Origin of the sequence: Natrinema limicola JCM 13563, from assembly GCF_000337475.1 — an archaeon.
Lineage (GTDB): Archaea > Halobacteriota > Halobacteria > Halobacteriales > Natrialbaceae > Natrinema > Natrinema limicola.
Map to the genome: position 1 here is coordinate 1 of NZ_AOIT01000016.1, position 25,507 is coordinate 25,507.

A 25,507-nucleotide genomic window follows, 5' to 3' on the forward strand; every position below is an offset into this window, starting at 1 on the left:
GCGCCATCAGAGATGTGTATAAGAGACAGGTCGACGATCAGCCACGACGGCACTGGGATCTTCGCGGGACTTCCGTCGACGTTCCAGGTCGGGCGCTATCACTCACTTGCGGTCGAGCGCGATGAGTTACCGGCCTCGCTCGAGGAAACTGCCCAGACGGCAGACGAGCGTGGTGTTCTGATGGCAGTGCGCCACCGCGAAAAGCCCCATATCGGGGTGCAATTTCATCCAGAGAGTATCCTCACGCGGGCACAGCCGGATACGGTGACCGGGACGGACGACGGCACCGGCGAAGAGATTTCGCTCGCACTCGGCAAGCAGCTGATCGAAAACTTCTGTCGGTTCGCCGCAACGGCCGACCGGAACGCGGAGGCCCACGATGGCTGAGCAACTGTACTACCACGTCGACGGCGACCTCGTCCCAGCCAGTGAGGCAACCGTCAGCGTCGACGATCGGGGGTTTCGCTACGGCGACGCCGCCTTCGAGACGCTACGGGCCTACGGCGGGACGATCTTCGCGTGGGACGCCCACTGTGAGCGTCTCGAGCGAACCTGCGAGGCCCTCTCGCTCGAGCACGGGCTGACGGCGGCCGACCTCCGGGGCCGAATCGACGAGACGCTCGTGGCGAACGATCTCGCGGACGCCTACGTCCGGCTCTCGATCACACGTGGCGTCCAGCCGGGGAAACTCACGCCCCAGCCCGACGTCGACCCGACGGTCGTCGTCTACACCAACCCGCTGCCCCGCGGCGGGCTCGCGGGCGAGTCCGTCTGGGACGACCCGGCAACAGTCGAGACGGTCACAACTCGTCGCGTCCCTGACGAGGCGATTCCGGCCGTAGCCAAGACCCACAACTACCTGAACGGGATCCTCGCGCGCGCGGAACTCAGTGCTGGCGCGGACGAAGCGCTCATGTGCGACCTCGAGGGCTACATCGCGGAAGGGGCAACGAGCAACCTCTGGTTTGTTCGCGATGGCGAACTCTACACGCCGACGATCGACGGGCCGGTGCTGCCGGGGATCACCCGAAAAATCGTACTCGCGCTCGCTCGGGACGCTGGCATCGCAGTCCACGAGGGGTCGTACGAGCCAGCCGACGTTCACGGCGCTGCCGAGGCGTTTCTGACCAATCGGACCTGGGAGCTGCGCCCGATCGCGACGCTTGACGGCCATGCGATCGGTGGCGGTCCAGTCACGGAACGGCTCTCACGGCGCTACGACGAGCGGGTCGAACGGACGTGTTACCAGTAGTCGAGTCCACCAGTCCGTGCTCCGGGGGAGTGGCTCATACGGTCTGCTGTAACGGTGTACCGGTGCAACGGCAGGACGGTCGCGGTTGCACCGGCACTGATTTACAGGAGTCCGTATCACGTTGGCGTGACCGGCACTCGTGTCGACTCGTTCGATTCATCAGGTGTCTTGACGAGCTCCCGCTTTGTCTCTGCCAACTCGAGGACGAACTCGCTGCCGAACGCGCTCGCGGGCGTCTGGAATCCGTCCGGAACACGGGCGCTGTCCTCGAGCACCCGTTGGGCGGCTACCACCGCCGCTTCGGCGGTCAGCGCGTAGGGGTTGGGCGTCCGCAGTCGGGCCCGCGCCTGCTGGCCGGTGGCGTCGTCGACGACCTCGCCCCAGACGACCGCGCTGCCGGTCGCCAGCTGTGAGCCGTCCGGACCATCGAGACGGGCGTCGATGACCCGCTTCAGCAGGCGCTCGACCGGCCTGCGCTCGAGCAGCCACCCCAGCGAATCGACGGCCGCCAGTCCGCTCGCCGCCCACGGCGGCGCGGCGGCGTAGACTTCGATCGATTCGATGCCGGTGCTGTGAGCGGCGGTGACGACGTCGCCCCACGGGATCGTGACGGCGTGTTCGGGGCCGTCGCCGAAGTCGATCTCGCGTGTTCGGTAGCCGGTCGGCACCTGAATGAGTCGCCCGTTTCGGCGGACGACGCCGCCACTGCCGAGGTGTTCGACGAGCGTTCGGGCGGTGCCCCGCGAGAGCCCGCCGCCACCTTTGATCCCGAGTCGCAACTGGTCGGCAGTGGGGAGTTGGTCGGCAAGGAAAGCCGCCAGACAGTCCGACGGCACGACATCGAAGCCGACGCCGGGCAGGAGCGTAACTCCCGCTTCGTGGGCCGCGTCATCGCGCTGGCGGAGACGCTCGAAGACCGGGAACTCGCCGGTGATGTCCAGATAGTCCGTGCCCGTCTCGAGACAGGCCACGACCAACGGCTCGGCGGTGTCGACGAACGGCCCTGCACAGTTCACCACGGCATCGAAGCGCTCGAGGTGGGACGCGAGGTCTTCTGACTCGAGATCGATGACGCGACCGTCGACGCCGAGGGCGTCGGCTTGGCGTGTGACCGCGTGACCGTCCCGGCCAGCGACGACGGGTGATCCCCCTCGTGCGACGGCCTCGCGGGCGATCAGCCGACCCGTGTAACCGTAGGAGCCGTAGATGAGAAGGGAGTCCATAGGTCGCGTTCGTCGGAGAGCGATTTAAAGTTCCGTCAGACGCGTGTTCACCCGATGGCATAACGTTCAGGACCGCTGACTTCCAACGGATGCGGTGATGGACGCTGAACGGATCACGGCGCTGTCGGATGTGCCCACCGATTCGACGGTTTGTTTCCGCGTGACCGACGACTCGGACGAGACACAGGAGGCGATTCTCGTCAGGACCGCGCCGGTCGCGACCGACGGCGGCGACCCGGTCTCTGAAGACGGTGTTTCCTGCTGGTTGAACTACTGTCAGCATTTCACACACATCAAACTCGACAAGGGGTCAGGCGCGCCGATGCGAGATGGGGAAGTCGTCTGTGCAAATCACGGCGCGTACTTCGCGGCCGACTCCGGTCGCTGTACGTTCGGTCCCTGTGAGGGTGCCTATCTCACCGACCTCGAGGTGACCGTCGAGGATGGCGACGTCTATCTGACTGACGACGACTACGCGTTCGTCGGGCTCGGCCCGGTCGAGACTGACGACTGTGATCGCGCCTCGAGTTCGAACGTCGAGTTCTAGATGGTGGCTGGCGCGACCAGGTCACGCTCCTGATCGTACTCGAGCAGGCCGGCGTCGACCAGCCGCGGCAGATGGTCGTGGTAGAGTGACAGATAGACTTCTTTGACGCGTTCGGCCGAGATGTTTCGCACGGTGTGGCCCGTTTCGCGGGCCGCGACTTCCTCGGCTGCGTCCGGCAGCGTCACCTCCTCGCCGTAGCTGCGCATCACCGACAGCAGCAGTCGGCGACGCTGGTCGGCAAGCAGGGAGAACACGTCGTCGAGCGTTTTGGCCGCCGGATCCGGCCTGTCGGCCTCATCGAGCCAGTCGAGTACCGTCCGTACGATCTCGACGCAGTCACGCTCCGAATGCGATCTGGAAGTCATGTGTGGTCCGTCGTTCTCGAGCAGGTGCGACTGAACCGAGCCGAACGCCGCTTCGACGGGCCGTGACGCCGCCACTCGCTCGAGAGTTCGTATCGGGTTCTCGCCTGCACCACAAATATTAGTATCGGATCCAGTTGACAACCCCCATGGGAGAGTGACAGTTGATCGTCGATGAACGTCTGGTTCATACGGTCTGCTGTAACGATATACTGGTGCAACCGCAGGACGAGTCGCGGGTGCATCGGAACTGACTGACAGCAGACCGTATCAGTCACTCGATCGTGAACGTCGGCTCGTCGATGGACTCGCTTTTGCACTCGGGACACCGCGAGGGGAGGTTCAGCAGGTCGTCGTAGTCGTCGAACCCGCAGTCTCGACACGTCGGCGGTGCGACGAGCAGTTGCTCGTCAGTGCCGTCGACCGACCGGGAGACGTGTTCGACGTGGCGGACGACCGCGTGTGGCGTCAGATCGAGCTGGGTGGCCAGCTCGCTCGGCGTCGCCGGCTCGGCACGGAGTGCATCGGCGAGTTTCTGTCGCGTCGTTTCGTCGGCCTCGCGCATACGTCCCCTACAGGCGGTGTGTGTTTTTATACTGTCGGACAGCAGTCACGGCGCAGGTCGTTCGTCTCTGTCGTCGATACCAGTTTTCCTCCTGCTGTGGGGTTTCGGGCGTGTCAGACCCTCTCACTCGAGAAAGGACAAGTGACTTGGACCCCGCAGGTGAACACCGGCGTATGAAGGCAGTCGTCCTTGCAGGCGGGTACGCGACGCGAATGTGGCCGATTACCAAGCACCGGCCCAAGATGTTCCTCCCGATCGGCGAGTCGACCGTCATCGACCGCATCTTTGCAGAGCTCGAGGCCGACGAGCGCATCGACGAGGTCTACGTCAGCACCAACGAGCGGTTCGCGCCCGACTTCGAGGCCCACCTCGCAGATAGCGAGTTCGACAAACCTCGGCTCTCGGTCGAGGAGACGACCGAAGAAGACGACAAGTTCGGCGTCGTCGGCGCGCTCGCCCAGCTGATCGACCGCGAGAACGTCGACGACGATCTGCTGATCATCGCCGGCGACAACCTGATCAGTTTCGCCGTTTCGGACTTTCTCGATTACTTCCAGTCTCACGACGCGCCCACGCTCGCCGCCTACGACGTCGGCTCCCGCGAGAAGGCAAAATCCTACGGCCTCGTGGAACTCGAGGGTGACCGCGTCGTCGACTTCCAGGAGAAACCCGACGACCCAAAGAGCACGCTCGTCTCGATCGCCTGCTATGCGTTCCCGCAGGAATCGCTTGATCTGTTGCCGACCTATCTCGAGGACGGCAACAACCCCGACGAGCCGGGCTGGTTCGTCCAGTGGCTCCAGAACCGCGAAGCGACCTACGCCTACACCTTCGAGGGGGCGTGGTTCGACATCGGCACCCCTGAGAGCTATCTCGATGCCGTCGCCTGGCATCTCGATGGTGACTCGCTGGTCGCCGACTCGGCGACGCTGGAAGACACCACGATCGGCGAGAACGTCCACGTCATGGAGGACGTCACGCTCGAGGGGACTGCTCTCGAGCACACCGTCATCTTCCCGGACGCGACGGTTCGCAACGGCGATATCCGCCGCTCGATTATCGATGAGGGCACTCGGATCGAGGATCTCGACCTCGCCGGAGCACTCATCGGTGCCCACACGACGATCACGAACGGGACGGAGTAGGGTCGACGAACCGCGGGTCCATGCCGCCGTGTGCGCTCGCGATTAGATCGCTGTTAGCTCCTGCACCCACTCGAGGCCGTTCTCTGCCTCTTGTCTGGTCTGCTCGAGGGGGTGATCTCGTCGGGCAGGCCGATCCGATCGGCCAGCGCCAGCAGCGTCTCGAGTTTCGTGAGGGCGAGACGTTCGATCCCCCGTCCCAGTTCCGTCTCGACGAGATTGCCCAGAATCGGATCCTGCAGGTCGCCGACGATTTCTTCGCGGTCAGTTTGCAGCCCCTCGAGCGTCGGGTTTTCGATCGGGGTGGGCTTGGCCTCGATCGTTCTCGTGCATGGGCGGACTGTCAGCAGGAACGCGCAAAGCGGTTGGCCGGTCACTCGAAACGTCATCCACACCGCTTGCAGTATCGTTTACAGCGCTGGCTCACGACACTGGACTTTAGCGGATGCCGATCGACGGGTGGCCTATGAGAGGAGGTTCCACTGATCTGAACCCACCGGTGATGGATATCGGTGATCCGGCGTGATCGAGAATCGGGACGCCCTCACGTCGACCGCGGCCCGCGAGGTCGCTCTCGACTGTCTCGAGGCAGGCGTCGAGGCCGGCCATCCGCGGACGGTCATCCGTGATGCCGTCACACTCGAGGACGAAACCCTCCGTGTCGCCGATACGACGTACGACCTCGAGGCGTACGACGACCTCGTCGTCCTCGGCGGCGGCAACGCTGCGGCCCACGTTGCCGCAGCGCTCGAGGGGATACTGGGCGATCGGATCGACGACGGCGTGGTCGTTACGGACGATCCAGTCGACACGGAGCGCGTCGAGGTTCGCGAGGGCGATCATCCCGTGCCCAGCGAGCGCGGCGTCGCGGGGGCGCGTCACCTGCTCGAGGCGGCGGACGCGGCAACCGACGAGACACTCGTCGTGACTGCGATCACCGGCGGCGGCAGCGCGCTCATGCCCGCACCCGCCGGTGCAGTCTCGCTTACGGCCCTCCAGTCGACGACCGACGCACTGCTCGCGAGCGGGGCCGACATCGGCGAGATCAACGCGGTCCGCAAGCACCTCTCGGCGCTAAAAGGTGGCCGGCTGGCCCGCCGCGTTGCCCCAGCGACGGTCGTCTCGTTACTTTTCAGCGATGTCGTCGGGAACGATCCAAGCGTCATCGCGAGCGGCCCTGTCGTGCCCGACGAGTCGACATTCGACGACGCGCTTGCGGTCCTCGAGCGCTACGAAATCGACGCGCCCGAGACTGTTGTCGACCGCCTCGAGCGCGGTGTGGCCGGCGAGATCGCCGAGACGCCCGGCCCCGGTGACACTGCGTTCGAGCGCGTCTCGACGCACGTCGTCGCCGACGGGATGACCGTCCTCGAGGCAGCCCGCGAGACGGCAGCCGAGCGCGGCTACGAGCCGCTCGTCCTCTCCGCGCGGATTCGCGGGGAGGCCCGCGAAGCGGCCACAACTCACGTTGCGATCGCCGAAGAGGTCCGCGCTACGGGGAACCCCGTTTCACCGCCGGCTGTACTCCTCTCGGGTGGCGAAACGACGGTAACGATCCGCGGCGACGGGACGGGCGGCCCGAATCAGGAGTTCGCGACGAGCGCAGCGCTCGACCTGGCGGCTGGGCATGCAGACTGTGGTCGGGACGATGACCGCAACAAAATCACGGTTGCCGCGATCGACACCGATGGCATCGACGGCGTGACCGACGCGGCCGGCGCGCTCGTCGACGGGACCACCGTCGAGGATCCCGAGAGCGCACGCGAGGCACTCGCCGAAAACGACGTCTCCCCGTTCCTCGAGGCGCGACACGCGCTGATCCGGACGGGGCAGACGGGAACGAATCTAAACGACCTGCGGATACTGGTCGTCGAGCAGTCCTAGCCCGCTGCGATCGCAAGGCTGTGACTTATCAGTAGAGAGCAGTAAAATTTATTTATAATAAATACTAACTGAAACTAAACCGAGTAGTTTGGTCACTACACGTGCGAACTGACCGACTATGGGAGAAAATGACAGAAACCACATTCAGTTTGGGCCATTGGTTCAGCCGGCAGTTTCAACTGAATTTGCGAGCGATTCGCTACAACCTCGTTCGTCATCATCAGCATCACGTGTTTCCCAAAAAGGTATCCCGTGCCCATCTGAATCAATCCGATACGCTATCTGGATAGCATACTCGCCCAACTCCTCCTCAGATTCGATTGTTACCCACTCTGACCGTGTGTCCATCCGAAAATGGACACGGAATTGCCCCGTCTCATCGGGCCACTCCTGTGGAATCCATCGTTGCTGAATCCGGGCATCACCATCTTCACGACCGTCAATAGTATAGGAATCAGAGAGGATTTCTTCATTCTTGTATTCGACACGCAGGTAAACGGTATGCAATTTGGTATCTAAATTAATTAGTTCGAGACAGCTGAGACGAGGATGTCTGTCGGAAAAAACGGAGGCAGTACATCCAGAAAGCGTACCAGCGAGGAGAGGGAGAGTAGCTTGGAGGGTAGCGCGACGGGAGGGCATATAGTTATATCCACAACACATTCGCATAAGGTTTCTGTGTGAGGAGTTGGAAGGGACGATGATTGTACGCCCTGTACTGAACGCGAATTTCACGAGCCACTCTGAATAACGAAACTGTATTACCAACTACTGTTACGGCTCCACGCTCGGCCGGAGCGCGTCGATCACGCGACAGGCGTTTTTCGAGAAGGCTCGCCGCAATAGGTCTTCCGAGACGTCGAGCGTGAGGATCTCCATGACCGCGACGTTGGGATGACAGGCCGGCGCGCCGCTGCCGAAGAAGACGCGATCCGGATGCTCGAGCAGTGCGCGCTCGAGTTGGTCGCGATAGCGGACGAAGCTCGTCTCGAGGTAGCAGTCGTCGTACTCCGCCAAGAGACCGATCATCTCGGTCATCAGCGAGCGATTCAGCGGGTACCCGCCGAAGTGACCGACGATAACGGGAAACGAGCGCTCGAGGAGGGTTTCAGCAAGCGTTTCTGGCGGTGCATTAGTGCCGCCGCGGACGATCACGGGGAGGTCGACGTCCTCCATGGCCGTGAGGACGTCGTTGTCGGGGTAGTCGTCGACGGTTGGATCGAGGACGAAGCCGTGGAAGCGGTCGTCGTAGGCGTATTTCTCGATATCGCTTGGAGTAGTATGGTGGTCATCGCGGCGGCTGACGGCGTTGCGGAGTCGGCCGGTCGTTTTCTGCCCCGGCGTCTGGGTGCCGTTGATCCGGGCGAACGAGACGAACGGCCGGTCGACGCTGCGTCTGGCAACGCCGTTGTTCGGCGCGACGTAGCTCGTCTCCGGTGCCGACGGCGGGAAGACGACCGCTTTCGTGATTCCGGCCTGGTGCAGCTCCCGCTCGAGTCGATCTGCCGTAATCGTGTGTCCCTGTGGGGCTCCCCCGCCACCAGGAGACGGCAATCGCGTCGAAAGGTCCACCACGCGAAACCCGTGTTCCAACTCCAGCATTCCCACCAGACAGTTCCGAGTCGACATATATTGTGCTACCGGCCGGTGTCGTCCGGTTGTGTGGCTCAGGGACACGGAGAATCGCAAGACGGAGCGGTGGTTCGAGGGAAAGTATTATATAGAAGTGCTGACGACATGGTTAGTGAGGATCAACGATGGCACAACAGCGACGCATGGGCGGACAGCCTATGTTCATTCTGAGCGAGGACAGTCAGCGAACGCAGGGCCGCGATGCCCAATCGTCGAACATCATGGCCGGCAAGGCCGTCGCCGAGTCGGTACGCACCACACTCGGCCCCCGTGGCATGGACAAGATGCTCGTCGACTCCGGCGGGGACGTCGTCATCACGAACGACGGCGCGACCATTTTGAACGAGATGGATATCGAACACCCCGCGGCCCAAATGATCGTCGAAGTCGCCGACTCCCAGGAAGAGGAAGTCGGTGACGGCACGACGACCGCGGCCGTCCTCGCCGGCAACCTGCTCGGCGAGGCCGAGGACTTGATCGAGCAGGACGTCCACGCGACGACAATCGTCGAGGGCTATCACGAGGCCGCCGAGATCGCCCTCGAGGCCATCGCCGAGGAGGTCGGCGAGGCCGACGTCGACGACGAGGTGCTCCAGCAGGTCGCCGAGTCGAGCATGACCGGTAAGGGAACCGGTGGGCTCACCGCCGCCTCCCTGGCCGAGACGGTCGTCGAGGCGATCAGCCACGTCGAAACCGACGAGGGCGTCGCACGCGACAACGTCACCGTCCACACCCAGATCGGTGCCTCCTCGAACGCGACCGAACTCGTCCCCGGAATCATCGTCGACGAGGAACCCGCCCACGACGGCATGCCGAGCACGGTCGAAGACGCGTCGATCGCTATCCTGGACGTCGAACTCGACGTCCGAACCGGCGACGTCGACGCTGAGTACGCCATCGACTCGATCGACCAGCTCAACGCCGCAATCGACGCCGAGGAAGGCGAACTCGAGGGCTACGCTGAAACCATCGCCGACAGCGGGGCCGATGTCGTCTTCACCACCGAGGACGTCAACGACCGCGTCGCCACCGCGCTCGCCAACGAGGATATCCTCGTCTTCGAGAGCCTCGGTGACAGCGACGCCCGGCAGGTCGCCTCCGCGACCGGTGCCCGCCGCGTCGGCGCACTCGACGACCTCGAGGAATCGGACTTCGGCTCCGCCGACCGAATCCACACCGAAACCTTCGGCGGTGACGACCTCGCGTTCGTCGAAGGCGGCGCGGCCGCAGAGACGGTCACCGTCTTCGTCCGCGGCGGTACCGAACACGTCGTCGACGAACTCGAGCGTGCCATCGGCGACGCACTCGATGTCGTCGCGACGGCGCTCGAGTCCGGCGAAGTCGTCCCCGGTGCAGGTGCGACCGAGATCGCAATCGCGGACAAGATCCGGCAGGAAGCCGCCGGTATCGAGGGCCGCAAGCAACTCGCCGTGACGGCGTTTGCCGACGCGCTCGACGTCGTCCCACGGACGCTCGCAGCCAACACCGGCCGCGACCCAATCGACGCGCTCGTGGACCTCCGTGCCGCCCACGAGTCCGAGGGTCGGGCCGGCCTGATCACCGACGGTGACGAGGTCACGATCGCCGATCCCTTCGAGTACGGCGTCGTCGACCCCGCCGACGTCAAGCGCGAGGCCGTCGAGAGCGCTACCGAAGCCGCGACGATGATCGTCCGCATCGACGACGTCATCGCTGCCGAGTAACGTCGCTGTCGCGACTCCTGTTTTATTTTGTTGGTTGTGTTCGATCGGGGCTGACTGGCGACGGCTCGATTTTGGTTACCTTCTCGGAGTGTACTGTCACGATCCGCGCCAACGGGGAGCTGTGATCGGCCCCGCACGCCGACACGCTGCCCCGATAGGCAGCTGAGAGAAGGGAGTCGTGACTCGTCCGCGGCAATTCACGTCAGCCGTCGTCACCCGGTACGGGCTCGAGGACGACCCGGTCGCCGGGCTCGAGGTCGAATGCCTCGTCACCACGGCCCTGATTGACGTCGAGTTCCACGTAGCCGTGGCTGCCGACGGTCGCCAGTCGATCGCCGACGGGGACGGCCGCGAACGTCTCGCCGACGGGGATGGGCTCGCCGTTGGCTCGGACCCGTTCTCGGCTCTCGAGCGCCGACCCCGGCACGTTCGTGATGACGTTCCCGAAGCCGTCGACGGCCAGCACTTCGCCGACCGCTCGCTCGGCATCGAGTGTCGCCGTCGGGAGTTCGAGGTCGACATCGGCTGTCGTCGGCTCGAGCCACACGAATGACTCGAGATCCGTGATGTCGTGGACCGCGGCGGCAGCCGGTGCGAAGACGTCCCGCCCGTGGAACGTCCTGCTTCGGCCCTGTGGCGGGTGCTGGCTACGGCTGTTTGGTTCGGACTGGTCAGTCGTCGGCTCGACGGGGTCGAGACCGTCCTCGTCGATCAGGTAGGCCTCGAGTCGGCCTGCATCGCCTGCGAGCCGCCGCGCAGCAGGCAGCAAAACGCCGTTGTCCGGGCCGACGAGCGTGTGATCGCCAGCACGGACGACGATCGCATCGCGGTCGGTCCCGACACCGGGGTCGATGACCACGAGATGCGTTGCAGGCGGAAAATAGGGGAGTACTTCGCGAAGCCAGAAGGCGGCCGTCCGGACGTCCTGTCGGGGGAAGTCATGGGCGACGTCGACCAACCTAGCGTCCGTTCGCTGTCGCAGGACACCTTTCATCACTGCCGGATACGGCGTGCCGAAGTCCGAAGCGAGCGTGATCATAGTTGCCGCTACGAACTGCCGTCCCATAATGCCGGTTGGAACTGTCTCGCGTCACGACCGCACGACTGGCCGTGCGTATACCGGAGCGGACGTCCACCCGGCGGTATCACGTCAGTCGTCAGCTGTCGTTTGTGTTCGAGTCCGATTCGCTGACCATCTGAATGCGCTCGATGCCGTTCATTTCCTCGACGACGTCGACGACGGCTTCGGGAACGAGCGACTCCCAGTCGCCGCCGGAGATCATCCGCTCGCGAACCTCCGATCCCTCGAGGACCTCGCGATTGAACATCGGTGACTGGCGGATCTCGATCCCGGCTTCCCGAAAGAGCTGGATGACTAGCGGGTTATTCGAGTAGGCGATGTCGAAATCCGGGCTCATGCTCTGGACGTGGCTGACCCACACCGAGTTGCGCTCTAAGTCTTCGATTGGGACGGCATAGGTCACGAGGTCGTAGCCGACCAATGACTTCGTAATCATCATGATCCGTTCGCCGGCAGTAAACGGATTTCTGGTCGTGTGGGAGTCGTCGGCGCTCCCGATCCCGAGAACGAGTTCGTCGACGTCGTCAGCGATCTGTTCGACCATACTCAAGTGACCGTTGTGAAACGGCTGGAAGCGGCCGATATAGAACCCCCGAGTCATGCCGGATACTGCTCGAGCAGCACGCTTAAGCGTGGCGAGTCACCCCGAATTGCGTCTTGCGACACAGCATAGCATGGCAGGCATGCTTTCACACGTGTGTTTGCCACGCATGATACATTCGGCTCCATACCGGTCCTGAAACGATATATTCGCATCAGGTTACACCTGTCTAAACACGTCAACGACTTCGCTTGATTTGCCCCGTCGACCGCTGTGCCTCCCGGTATCAACAACTGACACCATCCTCCGTATGGAGAAAGTATATCAGTGCCAATCCCTTCGACACAGATACCGAACAGAGTTCTATGAGTAACGATACGAACGTTGACGACCCTCCTGAAGACGCTTCGACTGGTCCCGACCGGGACCAATCCGAGCGTCAGGGAGAGCGGTCGCCGCTCGAGGAGGACGGCGACCGTCGTACCGACGTCGACGACGAAATCGAAACCGTCGAAGACCTCGGCAGTACGGTCGAGGTCGATCCCGGCGTCGAGGTCGATGAGGAGATCGCCGAGGACGACCTTCTCGGCGGCCTCAAGATCGACTCGACGGAGGACATCGAAGTCCCCGATCGACTCGTCGATCAGGTCATTGGTCAGGACGAAGCACGAGATATCATTATCAAGGCGGCAAAACAGCGCCGGCACGTCATGATGATCGGCTCGCCGGGGACCGGCAAGTCGATGCTGGCGAAGGCGATGAGCCAACTGCTGCCGAAAGAGGACCTTCAGGACGTCTTAGTCTATCACAACCCCGATGACGGGAACGAGCCAAAGGTCCGGACTGTCCCCGCCGGGAAGGGCGAACAGATCATCGATGCCCACAAGGAGGAAGCCCGCAAGCGCAACCAGATGCGGTCGATCCTCATGTGGATCATCATCGCAGTCGTCATCGGCTATGCAATCTTAAGCAGCACCAGTCCGCTGCTTGGCATCCTCGCGGCAGGGATCATCTGGTTGATCTTCCGGTATACGTCCCGTGGGTCCGACGCAATGGTGCCCAACATGATCGTCAACAACGGCGATCAGCGCGTCGCTCCCTTCGAGGACGCGACCGGTGCCCACGCCGGTGCGCTGCTGGGCGACGTCCGCCACGACCCCTTCCAGTCCGGTGGCATGGAGACCCCGAGCCACGACCGCGTCGAACCCGGCGCGATCCACAAATCGAACAAGGGCGTGCTGTTCGTCGACGAGATCAACACGCTCGACATCCGTACCCAGCAGAAGCTGATGACGGCCATCCAGGAAGGCGAGTTCGCCATCACGGGCCAGTCCGAGCGCTCCTCGGGTGCGATGGTCCAGACCGAACCCGTCCCCTGTGACTTCATCATGGTCGCTGCAGGGAACCTCGATGCGATGGAGAACATGCACCCCGCGCTCCGCAACCGGATCAAAGGGTACGGCTACGAGGTCTACATGGACGACACCATCGAGGACACCCCCGAGATGCGGCGCAAGTACGCCCGCTTCATCGCGCAGGAGGTCGAACGCGACGGCCGCCTGCCTCACTTCACCGACGACGCCGTCGAGGAACTCATCCTCGAGGCCAAGCGTCGCTCGGGCCGGAAGAATCACTTAACGCTGCACTTCCGCAGCCTCGGTGGCCTGGTCCGCGTTGCTGGCGACATCGCCCGCGCCGAGGACCGCGACTACACGACCCGCGAGGACGTCCTGCAGGCCAAACAGCGCTCCCGGTCGATCGAGCAACAGCTCGCCGACGACTACATCGAGCGCCGCAAGGACTACGAACTGCAGGTCACCGAAGACGGCGTTCAGGGCCGTGTCAACGGCCTTGCAGTCATGGGCGAGGACTCCGGTATCATGCTCCCCGTGATGGCCGAGATCGCCCCCGCTCAGGGTGGCGGACAGGTGATCGCGACCGGCAAACTCCAGGAGATGGCCGAGGAGTCGGTCCAGAACGTCTCCGCGATCATCAAGAAGTTCTCCGACGTCGACCTCTCGGAGAAAGACATCCACATCCAGTTCGTCCAGGCCGGCCAGCAGGGTGTCGACGGCGACTCTGCCTCCATCACGGTGGCAACCGCCGTCATCAGCGCCTTGGAGAACATCCCGGTCGATCAGTCGATCGCGATGACCGGCTCGCTGTCGGTGCGTGGCGACGTGCTCCCAGTCGGTGGGGTCACCCACAAGATCGAGGCCGCCGCGAAAGCCGGCTGTGATACGGTTATCATCCCGAAGGCCAACGAACAGGACGTGATGATCGAAGAAGAGTACGAAGAGATGGTCGATATCGTCCCCTGTTCGAACATCAGCGAAGTCTTAGACGTCGCCCTGATGGGCGAACCAAAGAAGGACTCGCTGGTCGACCGCCTCAAGTCGATCACTGACGCAGCGTTCGACCAGGGTGCCGTCGGCTCCGCCAGCGGCTCGAACCCGAGCCCGCAGTAAATGCCGCAGTGGACGACGTTCCTCGGACTGACGGGCGTCGTCCTCGTCTTGCTGCTCGTTTTATCTCATCTGACTCAATCCGCGTTTCACGACGATACCGGCGACGCCAGCGACGGCGTCGATGGCCGATTCGACACAGCGAACCACGATACCGACTGGACCGCTCGAGCGCCCGCTGAGTCGTCAGCACCGCACCCGTCCCCGAACGTTCCGGAGCCGCTCGACGACGATCGATCCACCACGAATACCGAGAGCCGACCACGAGATGGAGCCGCGTCGACTCCCGCTCAGCCCGAGCACGCCGACCGAGCGGTCGATCCGGCGTCGCTGTCGACTGGGGCACTCCTCGCGAACGTAGCCTTCTCACAGGGGACGTTCGCATTGCTGTTGGTCGGCGCGGCAGTCTACACCGCGATCCCGGCTGGGGCGCTTGGTCTCGAGTTCTCGGTCGCGTACCTCGAAACGGGGATCGGGATTGGGGTGGCCGCTGGAATCATCATCTACGTCCTGAACGAACTCGCCGCTGCGACGGCGACCCACTTCGGCTTCGACCACGACGAGACGCTTCGAGAGCTGCTCGCTCCCGATTCGGTCGGCGGCTGGCTCGTGTTGTTGCTGGGCGTGTTGCCGATCATCGCCGTCTTCGAGGAGTTTCTCTTCCGCGCGGCGCTGATCGGCGTTCCCGCCGCCGGCTTCGGCCTCTCTCCGTGGCTGCTCGCGGTTGGCTCCTCGATCGCGTTCGCACTCGGCCATGGCATGCAGGGCTCGGTCGGCGTTGTCGTCACTGGCCTCCTCGGGTTCGTCCTCGCGGCTATCTTCATCGTCACCGGGAACCTGCTGGTCGTCGTCGTCGCTCACTATCTGATCAACGCCCTCGAGTTCGTCGTCCACGAGGGGATCGGCCTCGAGTGGGCCGAGACCCTCGAACACTAAGGCCAGCGAGCGGGTGGATACGGTATGGACGTGACCGCCGGGTCGACGGCCCGCTCTCGAGCGATCAGTGCCCTGATTCTCGGGTATTTCGTCGTGTTGGTCTATGCGACGATCGCGAACGATCCGCTGGCGGCCGCCGTCGCCGAAGTCGGCTTCGGCGTCATCGCGATCGCCGTCGGGACGATGTTGTACGACGGAGCGACGGACTGGCGCTCGGCACAAACCGTGGCTGCGGTGTGTCTCGTCGCCGGTGGACTCCTCGCGTTCGGGAGCGTTCTCACGGGAATGGCTGCCATCGATCTGCTCTCGTCAGTCCTCGTGGTGCTCGGCGTCGGCAGTTACATCTATGCCGTCTGGTCCGCGACCTGATCGATTGATATGGACTACTGTCAGTCATTGCCGGTGCAACCGCGACCCGCACTGCGGTTGCACCGGGAAATCGGTACAGCAGACCGTATGAGGACAGCGCTCGAGGACACGTTCCACTCTCGAGCCACTTGTGATGACAGTTGTCGATAGCCATCGGAACACGAGAACACGGCTTCGAGCAGGGCACCGGCGACCAACCCAGGCAGTCCGACGAGTGCCGAGAACGAAATGACGTTAAAACTGCTCGAGTCCCGTCTGTTCGGCCTCGGCGAGCGCGTCCTCACAGGTCGACCACGACTCACGCGCGAACGGTGGGAGTTCGCCGTGTGCGTCGACGTACGATGTGAGAAACGCACGGGTGGTCGAATCGCCCGGATAGCCGCTACCGATCGGGCCGTACTCAGCGGCCAATGTGGCGATGTGGGCATCACGTTCGACCTTGGCGATAATGCTGGCCGCGCCGACCAGCGGCGAGTCGTCGTCGGCACCGTGGCGGGCGTCGACGGCGAGTCGCTCGAGCGAGCAGGTGTCGCTGACCCGGCGGGCGAAGCGCTCGGCGTCGGTGTCACAGGCGTCACAGAGTCCTGAAACTGGCTCGCTCGAATCCTCGGATCGCTCGAGATCCGCGACGGCGTCCTCGATCGCCTCGGCGTGGGCCGTGACCGCAAGCGAGTTCATGTCCGTTTGGGGGTCGTCGATCCGCGCCGGCGTGATCTCGGCGACGCCGATCGCGATCCGATCGTCGTCCCGTAAGGTCGCCGCCAGTTCCTCGCGACGCTCGGACGTGAGTCGCTTCGAGTCCCTGATGCCGTCGGGGAGGCCATCCGTGTCCTCGAGATAGACAGCGGCGGCGAACATCGATCCGAGCGCAGGGCCCTTGCCGGCCTCGTCGACGCCGAATGGCATACCACGAGGGTCGACTGCGGAGACAAAAGTCGTTGTGATACGGACTCCTGTCGGTGGGTTCCGATGCACCCACGACCACACTGCGGGTACACCGGAGGCTCGTTACAGCAGACCGTATGACTCGTCGTCAGTCGGCTGTCTCCGCGAGCTCGTCGTCGGATGCCGCTCGCGGCTCGTCTCTGAAGTACTCCTCGAGCTCGAACGGCTCGGTTTCCCCTTCGACACCGGTGACGTCGAGCGCCGTTACTTCGGCGTCGGTCTCGAGCAAGCCTGCCAGACTCGGCTCGGTACGACCGTTGTCGCTGCTAATCAACTCCTTGACGTAGAGCCCACCCTCACCGTGGAGGCGCACCTCGGCCTCGGTCGGCTCGTAGAGGTCGCCGTCGATTTCGTAGACCGTCCGTTCACGGGTCAGCCCCGCCCGCCGGTGGTCGACCCGCTCGGGGGTGTACTGGTCGACGGTCGTCCCCTCGAGTTCTGCGAGTGCGGCATCGAACGCGTCTGCCTCGACTGGCTCTCCGAACGCGACGTCGGCCCGGTAGTGTTTGCTCGCGTCGTGTTCCTTGACGCGCTCGACCATCTCGTAGGTCGCGAGCCGCAGGCCCTCGACTTCGACACTCCCTTCGGCGGCGTCGTTGATCTCGCGTTCGAGTGCCTCAACGTCGGGGTCACGGACACGGGGTCGTTTCACCTCGAGGACGAACGGTCGGCCGTCCTCGAGCATGCGGGCGTCGACGTCCTCGCGGCCCGCGCCGTGGAAGGTCCCCTCCTCGCCGTCCATCGCCGCGACGACGTGGGGGCGGACGACCTGTTCGACGCTGGTATCGTACATGTAGCCGGAGCCGCCACAGTAGTCACACGGCTCTTCGCCGTCGTCGCCCAGTTGGACGCCGCTGCCGCCACACTCCCGACAGGGCCACTCGGTCTGGGGAATGTCGCGCTCGAGTTTCCGGTAGCGGCCGTAGACGAACGCGGGATTGATCTGGACGTCGACCGCATGGCTCGTGACGGTGTCCGATTCGAGGGCCTCGAGCGGGTCGAACCCCTCGAGGTCGACGACGGCGAGCACGTCCGGCCGGTCGAAGTCGACGTCGGTGTCGGTCATCGCGCCGACGCGCCGGCCGACTTCGCGGTTCATTTCGCGCTTCATCGATTCGCCGACGTCTGGCTCGAGGTCGGCGTCTTCTCGAAGCAAGCGCTCGTTTTCTTCGACCAGCGGCGGGACGCGGGTGCCGACCTGGTAGGTCGTGAAATCGACGTCTGCGAGTTCGTCGACGATCGTCTCGGCGATTGCATCGAAGGTGCCACAGTACCCCTCACAGACCCAGCAATCGGCGGGATCGGTGGGCTCGAAGTCCTCGTCATCGGCTAGCGCGACCGTCGTGCGCAACGCTCGGCCGCGTTCGGCGTTTGTCAGTCCGAAACTCCGGTCGGCGAAGGGCCGGCCGAGACAGGAATCGCAGATGGAGCCCGTCGAAAGCAACTCGCGGGCGTCGTCCGTGATCATGTCTCGGGAGTAGGGCGGCGCGGGTAACACGTTTTCCCTTCGCAGCGACGGTGTAAGACTCGATTGCAGCGAGTATCGACCGTCTCGACTCGCGCTGCCGGTGTGCCCGTGCTTGCTTGTGCAAGTCATAGCCAGGTAATTCAAATGGATCGGGTCCTACCCTCCACGCATGAGCGATCACCGACTGGATCGTCGATCCTTTCTTGGGGTTGCAGGTGCCGGACTCGCCGGTGCCATCGCCGGCTGTGCCGAGCCCCGCGCCGAGAATTCGATCGAGGGAGACTCCTCAGCCACCATCGATCGGGACGACCTCGCCGACGGCTCGGCGTTTACCGAGATCTATAACGCGGTCATCGAATCGGTCACACAGGTTCGCGTCTTCGGCGTCGAGAACCCGACCACCGGTGCCGAGGGACGCGGGCAGGGATCGGGCTTTCTCTACGACGACCGCCACGTCGTCACCAACGACCACGTCATCGCCAACAGCGAGGCGGCCGACCTCCAATATACGAACGGCGACTGGACGAGCACCACGCTCGTCGGTCGCGACGTCCAGAGCGATCTGGCCGTCCTCGAGGTCGATCACGTGCCGGAGGGGGTCGCACCGCTTTCGATGGCCGACGAGCGTCCGGTTGTCGGCCAGCAGGTCGTCGCCGTCGGGAACCCATACGGGCTCAACGGGTCGATGTCGACAGGGATCGTAAGCGGCGTCAACCGAACACTCGACCACCCCCAGCAGCGGTTCTCGTATCCGAACGTCATCCAGACTGACGCTGCCGTCAACCCCGGGAACAGCGGTGGTCCACTCGTCGACCTCGATGGGGAAGTCGTGGGCGTCATCAACGCTGCCGGTGGCGACAACATCGGCTTCGCCATCTCTGCGGCGCTCACTAAACGCGTCGTACCGGCGCTCATCGAAACCGGCGAGTACGAGCACTCGTATCTGGGAATCGGCCTGCGAACCGTCGATCGACTCGTCGCCGAGGCAAACGACATTTCGGAGGCGGCCGGCATCATGGTTACCGGCGTCATCGATGGCTCGGCTGCCGATGGTGTCCTCCAACCGGCCACGCGGGCCGTTCAGCGACGCGGCGAACGGATTCCAGTCGGCGGTGACGTCATCCGCGAACTCGACGGCACGCCGATTCCCGACCGACACGCCCTCTCGACATATCTCGCGCTCGAGACCAGTCCCGGGGATACGATCGAGGTTCGACTCCTGCGAAACGGGCGGCTACGTACGCAAGACCTAACGCTCGATTCCTGGCCATCGGCGTAGGCGGCTGGCGACGCTGCATGCGTCGCGTTCGGCCGATGGCGCTCCGCTGTCGTGCCCCGCCGAAACGAGTCGTTACTGTCGCTACTGTGCGTTCGTTTCGGACTATAGCACGATCATACACATTAGGGCTCGTTACGTTCTTTCTCACGCGAGCGATCGAGCTGGAACCGAACGCTACCATCGGGACTTCCATAGTAGTGGCTTGATAACAATGTACATGCTTGTAGCGATCACATTCGGTGCGAGTACCCACCTGATGTCGCATGACCGACGCCGACACCTCCGACACCGATAACACGGAACCGACGTTCGAACTCGACCACGTCGTGGTCGAAAACGACGGCGCGCCGGACGAGTGTGCGATCTTCCCGCTCGAAGCCAACGAGACGGAGCTGCTGACCGCCTGGATCTCGGCGCACGAAGGCGACTTCGTCGACCTCGAGTCGATGCACTAACAATGTACCTGAATCACTCCGTTACCGCTGTCGGCTTCTGGCTCGGCACCCTGCTGCCGATCGCCTACGTGCCCGTTATTCTGGCCGGAATCGATTCGATCGGGCGACTCTCGCTGCTTATCGCCCTGCTGGCGGTGCACGCACTCGCTCTCGTCGTCGGCCACGACTATGCGGGATCGCGATCGCGCTGACGGCCTCATGAACCGGTTGCGATCGCTCTCTCAGTTCGTCTGCCACACTCGCCTTCGAGACGGTTCGACGGGACCGCTCACTCGAGCGAGACCGACCAGACCTGCGCTCGCGGCGTTCCACAGCAGTCACAGACGACCGCTTGCTTGTCCTTGTACCTGGCTCGCTCGAGTTCGCCGTTGGGACAGTCGGGACAGGACTGCCCCGTAAGAATCGCGAGCAACTGCTGCGTACCGCCGGACTGCGACGACTCTGATTTCGCCATATAGTCACTGCATACCGGAGATAGGGGTAACGGTTGGCCATGCCTATGCAGCCTCAATGGGTCCCTGATATCGTCGGTTGGTCGTCATACGGTCTGCTGTCATTTGGTCCCGGCGCACCTGCAACCTGGCATGGGTGCGCCGGACATGACTGACAGGAATCCATATCAGTCCCGGCACGACCGCGACCCACGGTTGGGTATCTCGACTCCGACCGACAGTACGAGTCGAAGCAGCTATGCCCGCGACCGGTGAACGGCCGTTCGATGTGGCCCTGGGGACACCTCGCCGTCGCCTACCTGCTCTTTACCGTCGTCACACACCGCCGGTTCGGCCGCCCGCCGCGTGCCTGGCCGGCGATCGCACTCGCCGTCGGCTCGCAGATGCCGGATCTGATCGACAAACCACTCGCGTGGAATTTCGGCGTCCTGCCCGGCGGTCGGACGCTGGCCCACTCGCTTTTCGTCGTCGCCTGCCTCGTGCCTGCGGTCTTGCTCGTGGCGGGTCGACTCGAGGGTCGCGCAGTCGGCGTCGGCTTTCTCGTCGGCTACGGGTCGCACCTGCTGGCGGACATCCCGCCAGCGGTCCTTTCGGGAGAATTTGCATACGCCGCCTACCTCCTCTGGCCGGTACTCGAGCAACCACCAGAGGATCCCGTCGCCGGCATCTTCGATGCGATCTTTCACTACTACACGATGGGGCCCTACGAGTGGGTGCAGTTCGGCCTCTTTGCGGTCGCCGCCCTCGCCTGGTACCGCGACGGGATGCCGGGGCTCGGCCTTGTCTCGGCCTCGCTCGAGCGCCGACTCGGCGTCGAGTCCTGATCGCCGGCGGCTGCGCCCGCTGCTCGATCGTCGGATCGTGGGGGCTATCCCGACGGCCGGCAACGCTTTGATATGCGCCAGTTCGTACTCATCGGTCACGACGTGCCGACGACGCCTGACTTCTCACTCGACGATCTCGCGGGCGGAGCCGGCCGCCTCGACGCGCTCTGTCGGTCGATCACCGCCGCGTTCGTCACCTCCCACGGCATTCGTGAGGACGTCCGCGTCCACCTGATCGCCCAGGACGAACTCACCATCACCTTCGACGGCAGCGACCTCCAGCGGCTCAACCCCGACGAGCGAAGCACTGCTGCATTGGTTCGGAACGCCCTCGAGCACCGCAACGAAGCCATCGGTGCGCTGCCTGCAGAACCCAGCCCAGGGGTCGAACTCTACCGACGCGGATTTGAGAGAACGCTCGAGGAACTCGCCGACGATGGCCCGATCGTCCAGCTCCACGAGGATGGCGAGGCGGTCGTCGACGTCGGCGCGGAGCGGCTTGCGGACGCGGTGTTCGTGCTCTCGGATCATCGTGATTTCACCGCGGACGAAGCCGATGTGCTCGAGGAGTATGCCGATCAGCGACTTCGACTCGGCCCACAGTTGCTCCACGCCGATCAGGCGATTACGGTCGCCCACCAGTATCTCGATACGGACGGCTACGAGCAGTTTTGAGCGGGGTGTGCGAAGAGACGACGACCACGCCGGCGGCTCGATGAGTGTGCATTCGGAAGCGTTAAAGGATCCGACCCACTCCGTTCGAATGCGGGCCGGTGGGGTAGCTTGGTATCCTTCGGCCTTCGGGTGGCCGTAACCGCAGTTCGAATCTGCGCCGGCCCATACTACTCCCGCACTTCAAACCGCCGAGCGGCGCGGCTGCGACGCAAGGCATCCGAAGTGCGGGAGTCGATGACGGCGCGCAGATTCGAATTAGACCGAGGTTCTGCGCGGAGCGCAGGTTCTCGGGCGTCGTTCGGCATCTGCGCCGGCCCACTTTCTCCCGCATTCCACGACGACGAGCGAAGCAAACAGATCAGAGACACGGTTCTCGGTGGATAGACACAGTCGATGCCGACCGGCGGCAACAGGGCCGATCGGATGGCCGCTCACATGACTCGATCCGGACGAATCCGTAAGATTACCCGCTCGGATTCGATCGGGTTCGGGTACTCGTCGACGTCCATGTATCGCTGGGCGAGTTCGTCGATGTGTGCTCGAGCGCCGTCGGTCGTCCGTTCCTCGACCTCGCCGATCACCGAGAGGCGTCGGTAGGGGTCGTCGGGATCGGTCACGCTGACGCCGATGGCGGGGTTGTGTGCTACGTTCTTCGCTTTTTGTCGATGTCGTTCGGTATTGACCAGCAGGCGTTCGTCGTCGGCGTCGTAATCGATCCACACTGGTGTGACGTGTGGCAATCCCTCCTGAGTCAGCGTCGCGACGTGGGCGAACGTTTTCTTCTCGAAGAGGTCGTGGAAGTCGTCGGGGATCGCGGCCATGGCACCGTATCGTTCACCCGCATTGGTCTTGTGTATGGTACCAACACCTACACCAGTCGAACAGACCGTGAGACTGATTGTTTTCGGCGGCGTGGAACGGGGGCCACTCGAGAGAGACGGATAGCGACCATGCAGATGACGGCTGACGGCTTATGATCTCTGAAAGTGTCTGTAATCTCGTATGACTGACCAGCAGTCGCCAACTCGTCGTCGAGTACTGAAACTCACAGGAGCCGCTGCATCGACCGCTCTCGTGGCCGGCTGTGGCGGTCCTGGGAACGGGAACGGAAACGAGACGGAAGAGGATGGGGACGACGAGGCCGAAGCTGACAACGAGACTGAGATGAACGAGACGAACGAAACCAACGAGACGAACGAAACGAACGAGACCGGGATGAACGAAACCAACGACACCGAGTAAGCGCTTTTTCTCCGACACCCACCCGAATTCGTTCGCGTCCACAGCCCATCCTGCTAGCTGCCCGTCGAACTGCCGGCGATCGTCAGGCCGGCACCCCGCCGTCAGCAAGGGTGGCCACCGAACCGGGACGCAACCGTTACCGGTCCACGTCTCGTCGCTCGAGTAATGACCGACGGACTCGAGGCGGACGTCGAACGACTGGACGGAATCGCCGAGCGACGAGACGAGTTAGCTGCTCGCGTACGGACCCACGCTGGCGAGATTGCGCGGGAACTCGCCGTGTTGCAGGGTGGCGATTACGGGCAGGAAACGTTCGATACCGACGGCGGTAGCTGGACGATCAAGTACGAGGCTGGCGACGTCCAGTATCTGCGATTCGACCCCACTTCGGGCTCGGAGACGTACGTCGTCTCGAGCAAGCAGCCACCCGAACCTGAGGCCTTAGAGACGGCGATGGCCGACTACGGGGCGTTCGTCGCGGCGTACAACGAGTACGTTCGTTCGTTCGACGGGCTGTTCGCGGACGTGCCCGAGGAGTTTCCGGCAGTCGAGTCGACGGCGGAGCTGGTCGCCGAGCGGGATCGGATCGTCGACCGTATTCGGGAGGTCTGTGACGCGATGGCTGCCCAACTCCATCGGTACGACGGCGAGTACGGCACCTACGCAACGACGGTCTCTGGCACCCGCTGGGAGCTGAAGTGGGACGGCGACGTGGCTTCGTACCTACGCATCGGCGGCTCCAACGGTACCTACCTCCTTTCACAGTACGGGCCGCCAGCAGCTACTGACGTTCGCCGGTTTGCTGCCGACGTCCCGGCGTTCGTCGCCGCGTTCAACGACCACGTCGACGATCTCGAGGCTGATCTCGCGCAGGTCAGTTTCGGCGACGATTGAATCTTACCCAGTCGTTCAGCGGCAACGAGCGAGCCGCTGTGAGGGACACGACTGCGTCGGCTCTCGAGGCGGCTTCGGAGCGATATACAGCGGACCCAACCCCTCTATACCGGAACTAGTAGCCGTTTTGTACCGTCTCGGCATAGGAACTGGTGGCGACGACGGTCGCCAGGACTACCATGGATGGCTCTACTGACCGGATCGATGAGGGTACTGCCCACGAGTACGCGGCTGCCACCGACGCGGTCGACGCCGACGAGACGGTACTGTTCGATGCCATCGTCGTTCGATACGAATCCGGCAGCGATCGCTGTACACTCGTCCCCCACGAGGGTTCGACAACGGAGAAACTGAACGCCTGGCTGACCGCAGACCTCGAGACGGTCGTCGATCTCGACGATGCCCGCTGACGACGGCTGCCGGAAGCTCGCTGAACCTGGTGCCGGGAGCGATAGGAAGCGAGACGCTGGCGGTGAAGCGGACCCGAAAAGCGATCCCAGAAGCTAGACGTCGACGTACTGGTCGACCCACTTCTGGCGGCGCTGGAGCGCGCGTCTGCCTTTCGGCGTCAGCGCGTAGTAGTTCGTTCGACGGTCGAGTTCACCTTTCTCGACGAGTTCTTTCTCGACGAGCGTGTCGAGATTGGGATACAGCCGACCGTGTGTGACCGGCTGGTCGATGTAGTCGTTGATGTCGTCGAGGATCTCTTGGCCCGACGGCCGATCCTTTCCTGCGATCACGTACAGCAAGTCGCGCTGGAAGCCAGTTAGCTGATCCATGGATCACCCTCTGAGTGACGACCTTCACCGCTCTGTGGTTTTGTTATAGAACGGGTACACCGATCGAGCTACCCCCGAATGCGCCCCATATAACTGCTGTCGGTCGAGAGTGCCAGCGAGAGCCGCCACACGACGCCATCGAAGACACGCATCGACGTGACGCGGCGCTTTTGACGATCACTGCCGTATCGGTCGCTATGCCAACCGATGAACTGGCCTGGGAAACGCGCGAGCGCCGAGTAGCCTATTCTTGTCCTGGTTTCGACGTCGTTAACGAGTCCGTTCAACTGCCCGATGGCACGGAAACCGACTTCGATTACCTCTCGGAGCCGCCAAGTGTCTGTGTCCTACCGTTTACACCCGACGACAACGTCGTCTGCATCGAGGAGTGGCGACAGGCCGTCTCCCGAATCAGTCGCGGACTCCCCGTCGGCGGCGTCGAACCCGACGACGACGATCTCGAGGCTGCGGCCCGACGGGAACTCGCCGAGGAGACCGGCTACGAAGCCGAGCGACTCGAGCCGCTGGTGTCCGTCGAACCCGCAAACGGAATCGCGGATACGCGCTTGCACGTTTTCGTCGCCGACGGCTGCCGGCCAACTGCCGAACAGCAACTCGATCACAACGAGAGCATTCGACCGACGGAACTCTCGTTTGCGGACCTGACCGACGCGGTCGCAGCCGGCGAGATCCACGACGGTCGAACGGTGCTCGCCGTCTCTTACTATCGGCTGGTCGAGCCAGCGTGTGGGCCAGCCAACGAATAGCGACCGATAGCGAACCGCGGCGCTC

The 25,507-nt window shown here is 63.5% G+C and carries 31 protein-coding genes and 1 tRNA gene; 19 read left to right on the forward strand and 13 right to left on the reverse strand.

What is annotated here, in order from left to right:
* On the forward strand, positions 1-387 hold a 387-nt coding region (locus tag C476_RS01730), incomplete at its 5' end, for a glutamine amidotransferase-related protein (protein WP_008009248.1).
* Entirely contained in the window at positions 380-1,252 is an 873-nt protein-coding gene (locus C476_RS01735) for an aminotransferase class IV (protein WP_008009251.1), read from the forward strand. The genes C476_RS01730 and C476_RS01735, both read left to right, overlap by 8 nt.
* 116 nt (positions 1,253-1,368) lie before the next feature.
* On the opposite strand, the gene C476_RS01740 is transcribed toward C476_RS01735, so the two are convergent.
* Entirely contained in the window at positions 1,369-2,475 is a 1,107-nt protein-coding gene (locus C476_RS01740) for a saccharopine dehydrogenase family protein (protein ID WP_008009253.1), read from the reverse strand.
* Between the two features lie 97 nt (positions 2,476-2,572).
* Here C476_RS01740 and C476_RS01745 point away from each other — a divergent pair, with 97 nt between their 5' ends.
* Complete coding sequence (locus tag C476_RS01745; protein ID WP_008009255.1) at positions 2,573-3,022, forward strand: Rieske (2Fe-2S) protein; 450 nt, start codon at positions 2,573-2,575, stop codon at positions 3,020-3,022.
* Here C476_RS01745 and C476_RS01750 read toward each other — a convergent pair.
* The gene (locus C476_RS01750; protein WP_049911558.1) at positions 3,019-3,387 is read right to left on the reverse strand and encodes a DUF7344 domain-containing protein; all 369 of its coding nucleotides are present in this window, start codon (positions 3,385-3,387) and stop codon (positions 3,019-3,021) included. The genes C476_RS01745 and C476_RS01750 overlap by 4 nt on opposite strands.
* Positions 3,388-3,658: 271 nt before the next feature.
* The gene (locus C476_RS01755) at positions 3,659-3,949 is read right to left on the reverse strand and encodes a transcriptional regulator (RefSeq protein WP_008009258.1); all 291 of its coding nucleotides are present in this window, start codon (positions 3,947-3,949) and stop codon (positions 3,659-3,661) included.
* 173 nt (positions 3,950-4,122) lie between these two features.
* Between C476_RS01755 and C476_RS01760 the strand changes: the two genes are divergently transcribed.
* On the forward strand, positions 4,123-5,094 hold the full coding sequence (locus C476_RS01760; protein WP_008009261.1) for a sugar phosphate nucleotidyltransferase: 972 nt from the start codon (positions 4,123-4,125) through the stop codon (positions 5,092-5,094).
* A gap of 53 nt (positions 5,095-5,147) precedes the next feature.
* Here C476_RS01760 and C476_RS19285 read toward each other — a convergent pair whose 3' ends face one another.
* Positions 5,148-5,468 carry a hypothetical protein gene (locus C476_RS19285; RefSeq protein WP_241430461.1) on the reverse strand — a complete coding sequence of 107 codons (321 nt, stop codon included), beginning with the start codon at positions 5,466-5,468 and terminating at the stop codon, positions 5,148-5,150.
* A gap of 145 nt (positions 5,469-5,613) precedes the next feature.
* On the opposite strand from C476_RS19285, the gene C476_RS01770 reads away from it, so the two are divergent.
* Positions 5,614-6,975 (forward strand): glycerate kinase type-2 family protein, encoded by a 1,362-nt coding sequence (locus C476_RS01770; protein WP_008009265.1) that lies wholly within the window; start codon positions 5,614-5,616, stop codon positions 6,973-6,975.
* 162 nt (positions 6,976-7,137) lie between these two features.
* Here C476_RS01770 and C476_RS17675 read toward each other — a convergent pair whose 3' ends face one another.
* Both C476_RS17675 and C476_RS01775 read right to left on the reverse strand, forming a co-directional pair.
* A complete protein-coding gene (locus C476_RS17675; RefSeq protein WP_083857017.1) occupies positions 7,138-7,617 on the reverse strand; it encodes a hypothetical protein in 480 nt (159 codons plus the stop codon).
* 132 nt (positions 7,618-7,749) lie between these two features.
* Positions 7,750-8,577: an amidohydrolase family protein gene (locus C476_RS01775; RefSeq protein WP_008009266.1), complete on the reverse strand. Its 828-nt coding sequence runs from the start codon at positions 8,575-8,577 to the stop codon at positions 7,750-7,752.
* A gap of 188 nt (positions 8,578-8,765) precedes the next feature.
* On the opposite strand from C476_RS01775, the gene thsA reads away from it, so the two are divergent.
* Positions 8,766-10,310 carry a thermosome subunit alpha gene (gene thsA / locus C476_RS01780; RefSeq protein WP_008009268.1) on the forward strand — a complete coding sequence of 515 codons (1,545 nt, stop codon included), beginning with the start codon at positions 8,766-8,768 and terminating at the stop codon, positions 10,308-10,310.
* A gap of 202 nt (positions 10,311-10,512) precedes the next feature.
* Here the strand turns inward: thsA and C476_RS01785 are convergent, their stop codons facing one another.
* Complete coding sequence (locus tag C476_RS01785; RefSeq protein WP_008009269.1) at positions 10,513-11,349, reverse strand: SAM hydrolase/SAM-dependent halogenase family protein; 837 nt, start codon at positions 11,347-11,349, stop codon at positions 10,513-10,515.
* 118 nt (positions 11,350-11,467) lie between these two features.
* A complete protein-coding gene (locus tag C476_RS01790) occupies positions 11,468-11,992 on the reverse strand; it encodes a nicotinamide-nucleotide adenylyltransferase (protein WP_008009271.1) in 525 nt (174 codons plus the stop codon).
* A 305-nt stretch (positions 11,993-12,297) separates the two neighbouring features.
* Between C476_RS01790 and lonB the strand changes: the two genes are divergently transcribed.
* The 3 genes from lonB to C476_RS01805 are packed head-to-tail and all read left to right on the forward strand — an operon-like array spanning position 12,298 to position 15,702.
* Positions 12,298-14,400: an ATP-dependent protease LonB gene (lonB, locus tag C476_RS01795; protein WP_008009272.1), complete on the forward strand. Its 2,103-nt coding sequence runs from the start codon at positions 12,298-12,300 to the stop codon at positions 14,398-14,400.
* Positions 14,401-15,333, forward strand: coding sequence for a CPBP family intramembrane glutamic endopeptidase (locus C476_RS01800; RefSeq protein WP_008009273.1), 933 nt, complete (start codon positions 14,401-14,403; stop codon positions 15,331-15,333).
* A gap of 24 nt (positions 15,334-15,357) precedes the next feature.
* Positions 15,358-15,702, forward strand: a complete 345-nt coding sequence (locus tag C476_RS01805) for a hypothetical protein (RefSeq protein ID WP_008009276.1) — start codon at positions 15,358-15,360, stop codon at positions 15,700-15,702.
* Between the two features lie 234 nt (positions 15,703-15,936).
* On the opposite strand, the gene rnhB is transcribed toward C476_RS01805, so the two are convergent.
* The gene (gene rnhB / locus C476_RS01810) at positions 15,937-16,608 is read right to left on the reverse strand and encodes a ribonuclease HII (protein WP_008009278.1); all 672 of its coding nucleotides are present in this window, start codon (positions 16,606-16,608) and stop codon (positions 15,937-15,939) included.
* A 127-nt stretch (positions 16,609-16,735) separates the two neighbouring features.
* Entirely contained in the window at positions 16,736-18,115 is a 1,380-nt protein-coding gene (locus tag C476_RS01815; RefSeq protein WP_008009280.1) for a tRNA pseudouridine(54/55) synthase Pus10, read from the reverse strand.
* Positions 18,116-18,284: 169 nt separating this feature from the next.
* Here C476_RS01815 and C476_RS01820 point away from each other — a divergent pair, with 169 nt between their 5' ends.
* The 3 genes from C476_RS01820 to C476_RS01830 all read left to right on the forward strand — a co-directional run bounded on the left by C476_RS01820 (position 18,285) and on the right by C476_RS01830 (position 20,040).
* A complete protein-coding gene (locus tag C476_RS01820) occupies positions 18,285-19,394 on the forward strand; it encodes a S1C family serine protease (protein ID WP_008009282.1) in 1,110 nt (369 codons plus the stop codon).
* A gap of 263 nt (positions 19,395-19,657) precedes the next feature.
* Positions 19,658-19,849, forward strand: a complete 192-nt coding sequence (locus C476_RS01825) for a DUF7511 domain-containing protein (protein WP_008009283.1) — start codon at positions 19,658-19,660, stop codon at positions 19,847-19,849.
* Between the two features lie 2 nt (positions 19,850-19,851).
* Positions 19,852-20,040: a hypothetical protein gene (locus tag C476_RS01830; RefSeq protein WP_008009286.1), complete on the forward strand. Its 189-nt coding sequence runs from the start codon at positions 19,852-19,854 to the stop codon at positions 20,038-20,040.
* 77 nt (positions 20,041-20,117) lie between these two features.
* Here the strand turns inward: C476_RS01830 and C476_RS01835 are convergent, their stop codons facing one another.
* Complete coding sequence (locus tag C476_RS01835) at positions 20,118-20,303, reverse strand: HVO_A0556 family zinc finger protein (protein WP_008009288.1); 186 nt, start codon at positions 20,301-20,303, stop codon at positions 20,118-20,120.
* Between the two features lie 264 nt (positions 20,304-20,567).
* On the opposite strand from C476_RS01835, the gene C476_RS01840 reads away from it, so the two are divergent.
* The 3 genes from C476_RS01840 (at position 20,568) to C476_RS01850 (ending at position 21,965) form a co-directional block, all read left to right on the forward strand.
* Positions 20,568-21,125: a metal-dependent hydrolase gene (locus C476_RS01840; protein WP_049911538.1), complete on the forward strand. Its 558-nt coding sequence runs from the start codon at positions 20,568-20,570 to the stop codon at positions 21,123-21,125.
* A gap of 72 nt (positions 21,126-21,197) precedes the next feature.
* Positions 21,198-21,800, forward strand: a complete 603-nt coding sequence (trmY, locus tag C476_RS01845; protein ID WP_008009292.1) for a tRNA (pseudouridine(54)-N(1))-methyltransferase TrmY — start codon at positions 21,198-21,200, stop codon at positions 21,798-21,800.
* Positions 21,801-21,892: 92 nt separating this feature from the next.
* Positions 21,893-21,965: transfer RNA gene (locus C476_RS01850), tRNA-Pro, on the forward strand.
* 266 nt (positions 21,966-22,231) lie between these two features.
* Here C476_RS01850 and C476_RS01855 read toward each other — a convergent pair.
* A complete protein-coding gene (locus C476_RS01855; protein WP_008009294.1) occupies positions 22,232-22,621 on the reverse strand; it encodes a pyridoxamine 5'-phosphate oxidase family protein in 390 nt (129 codons plus the stop codon).
* 181 nt (positions 22,622-22,802) lie between these two features.
* On the opposite strand from C476_RS01855, the gene C476_RS01860 reads away from it, so the two are divergent.
* The 3 genes from C476_RS01860 to C476_RS01870 all read left to right on the forward strand — a co-directional run bounded on the left by C476_RS01860 (position 22,803) and on the right by C476_RS01870 (position 24,346).
* Positions 22,803-23,042 carry a twin-arginine translocation signal domain-containing protein gene (locus C476_RS01860; protein ID WP_049911539.1) on the forward strand — a complete coding sequence of 80 codons (240 nt, stop codon included), beginning with the start codon at positions 22,803-22,805 and terminating at the stop codon, positions 23,040-23,042.
* Positions 23,043-23,207: 165 nt separating this feature from the next.
* Positions 23,208-23,936 carry a hypothetical protein gene (locus C476_RS01865; RefSeq protein ID WP_008009297.1) on the forward strand — a complete coding sequence of 243 codons (729 nt, stop codon included), beginning with the start codon at positions 23,208-23,210 and terminating at the stop codon, positions 23,934-23,936.
* 179 nt (positions 23,937-24,115) lie between these two features.
* Positions 24,116-24,346 (forward strand): DUF7511 domain-containing protein, encoded by a 231-nt coding sequence (locus C476_RS01870; protein ID WP_008009299.1) that lies wholly within the window; start codon positions 24,116-24,118, stop codon positions 24,344-24,346.
* A 93-nt stretch (positions 24,347-24,439) separates the two neighbouring features.
* On the opposite strand, the gene C476_RS01875 is transcribed toward C476_RS01870, so the two are convergent.
* A complete protein-coding gene (locus C476_RS01875) occupies positions 24,440-24,715 on the reverse strand; it encodes a PadR family transcriptional regulator (protein WP_008009301.1) in 276 nt (91 codons plus the stop codon).
* Positions 24,716-24,912: 197 nt separating this feature from the next.
* On the opposite strand from C476_RS01875, the gene C476_RS01880 reads away from it, so the two are divergent.
* Positions 24,913-25,482, forward strand: coding sequence for an NUDIX hydrolase (locus C476_RS01880; protein WP_008009302.1), 570 nt, complete (start codon positions 24,913-24,915; stop codon positions 25,480-25,482).
* Positions 25,483-25,507 lie beyond the last annotated feature (25 nt).

Coding starts and splice junctions, on each gene's coding strand:
- C476_RS01735 (WP_008009251.1), top strand. CDS start 380: ATGGCTGAGCAACTGTACTACCACGTCGACGGCGACCTCGTCCCAGCC.
- C476_RS01740 (WP_008009253.1), bottom strand. CDS start 2,475: ATGGACTCCCTTCTCATCTACGGCTCCTACGGTTACACGGGTCGGCTG.
- C476_RS01745 (WP_008009255.1), top strand. CDS start 2,573: ATGGACGCTGAACGGATCACGGCGCTGTCGGATGTGCCCACCGATTCG.
- C476_RS01750 (WP_049911558.1), bottom strand. CDS start 3,387: ATGACTTCCAGATCGCATTCGGAGCGTGACTGCGTCGAGATCGTACGG.
- C476_RS01755 (WP_008009258.1), bottom strand. CDS start 3,949: ATGCGCGAGGCCGACGAAACGACGCGACAGAAACTCGCCGATGCACTC.
- C476_RS01760 (WP_008009261.1), top strand. CDS start 4,123: ATGAAGGCAGTCGTCCTTGCAGGCGGGTACGCGACGCGAATGTGGCCG.
- C476_RS17675 (WP_083857017.1), bottom strand. CDS start 7,617: ATGCCCTCCCGTCGCGCTACCCTCCAAGCTACTCTCCCTCTCCTCGCT.
- C476_RS01775 (WP_008009266.1), bottom strand. CDS start 8,577: ATGCTGGAGTTGGAACACGGGTTTCGCGTGGTGGACCTTTCGACGCGA.
- thsA (WP_008009268.1), top strand. CDS start 8,766: ATGTTCATTCTGAGCGAGGACAGTCAGCGAACGCAGGGCCGCGATGCC.
- C476_RS01785 (WP_008009269.1), bottom strand. CDS start 11,349: ATGATCACGCTCGCTTCGGACTTCGGCACGCCGTATCCGGCAGTGATG.
- C476_RS01790 (WP_008009271.1), bottom strand. CDS start 11,992: ATGACTCGGGGGTTCTATATCGGCCGCTTCCAGCCGTTTCACAACGGT.
- lonB (WP_008009272.1), top strand. CDS start 12,298: ATGAGTAACGATACGAACGTTGACGACCCTCCTGAAGACGCTTCGACT.
- C476_RS01800 (WP_008009273.1), top strand. CDS start 14,401: ATGCCGCAGTGGACGACGTTCCTCGGACTGACGGGCGTCGTCCTCGTC.
- C476_RS01805 (WP_008009276.1), top strand. CDS start 15,358: ATGGACGTGACCGCCGGGTCGACGGCCCGCTCTCGAGCGATCAGTGCC.
- rnhB (WP_008009278.1), bottom strand. CDS start 16,608: ATGCCATTCGGCGTCGACGAGGCCGGCAAGGGCCCTGCGCTCGGATCG.
- C476_RS01815 (WP_008009280.1), bottom strand. CDS start 18,115: ATGATCACGGACGACGCCCGCGAGTTGCTTTCGACGGGCTCCATCTGC.
- C476_RS01820 (WP_008009282.1), top strand. CDS start 18,285: ATGAGCGATCACCGACTGGATCGTCGATCCTTTCTTGGGGTTGCAGGT.
- C476_RS01825 (WP_008009283.1), top strand. CDS start 19,658: ATGACCGACGCCGACACCTCCGACACCGATAACACGGAACCGACGTTC.
- C476_RS01830 (WP_008009286.1), top strand. CDS start 19,852: ATGTACCTGAATCACTCCGTTACCGCTGTCGGCTTCTGGCTCGGCACC.
- C476_RS01835 (WP_008009288.1), bottom strand. CDS start 20,303: ATGGCGAAATCAGAGTCGTCGCAGTCCGGCGGTACGCAGCAGTTGCTC.
- C476_RS01840 (WP_049911538.1), top strand. CDS start 20,568: ATGTGGCCCTGGGGACACCTCGCCGTCGCCTACCTGCTCTTTACCGTC.
- trmY (WP_008009292.1), top strand. CDS start 21,198: ATGCGCCAGTTCGTACTCATCGGTCACGACGTGCCGACGACGCCTGAC.
- C476_RS01855 (WP_008009294.1), bottom strand. CDS start 22,621: ATGGCCGCGATCCCCGACGACTTCCACGACCTCTTCGAGAAGAAAACG.
- C476_RS01860 (WP_049911539.1), top strand. CDS start 22,803: ATGACTGACCAGCAGTCGCCAACTCGTCGTCGAGTACTGAAACTCACA.
- C476_RS01865 (WP_008009297.1), top strand. CDS start 23,208: ATGACCGACGGACTCGAGGCGGACGTCGAACGACTGGACGGAATCGCC.
- C476_RS01870 (WP_008009299.1), top strand. CDS start 24,116: ATGGATGGCTCTACTGACCGGATCGATGAGGGTACTGCCCACGAGTAC.
- C476_RS01875 (WP_008009301.1), bottom strand. CDS start 24,715: ATGGATCAGCTAACTGGCTTCCAGCGCGACTTGCTGTACGTGATCGCA.
- C476_RS01880 (WP_008009302.1), top strand. CDS start 24,913: ATGCCAACCGATGAACTGGCCTGGGAAACGCGCGAGCGCCGAGTAGCC.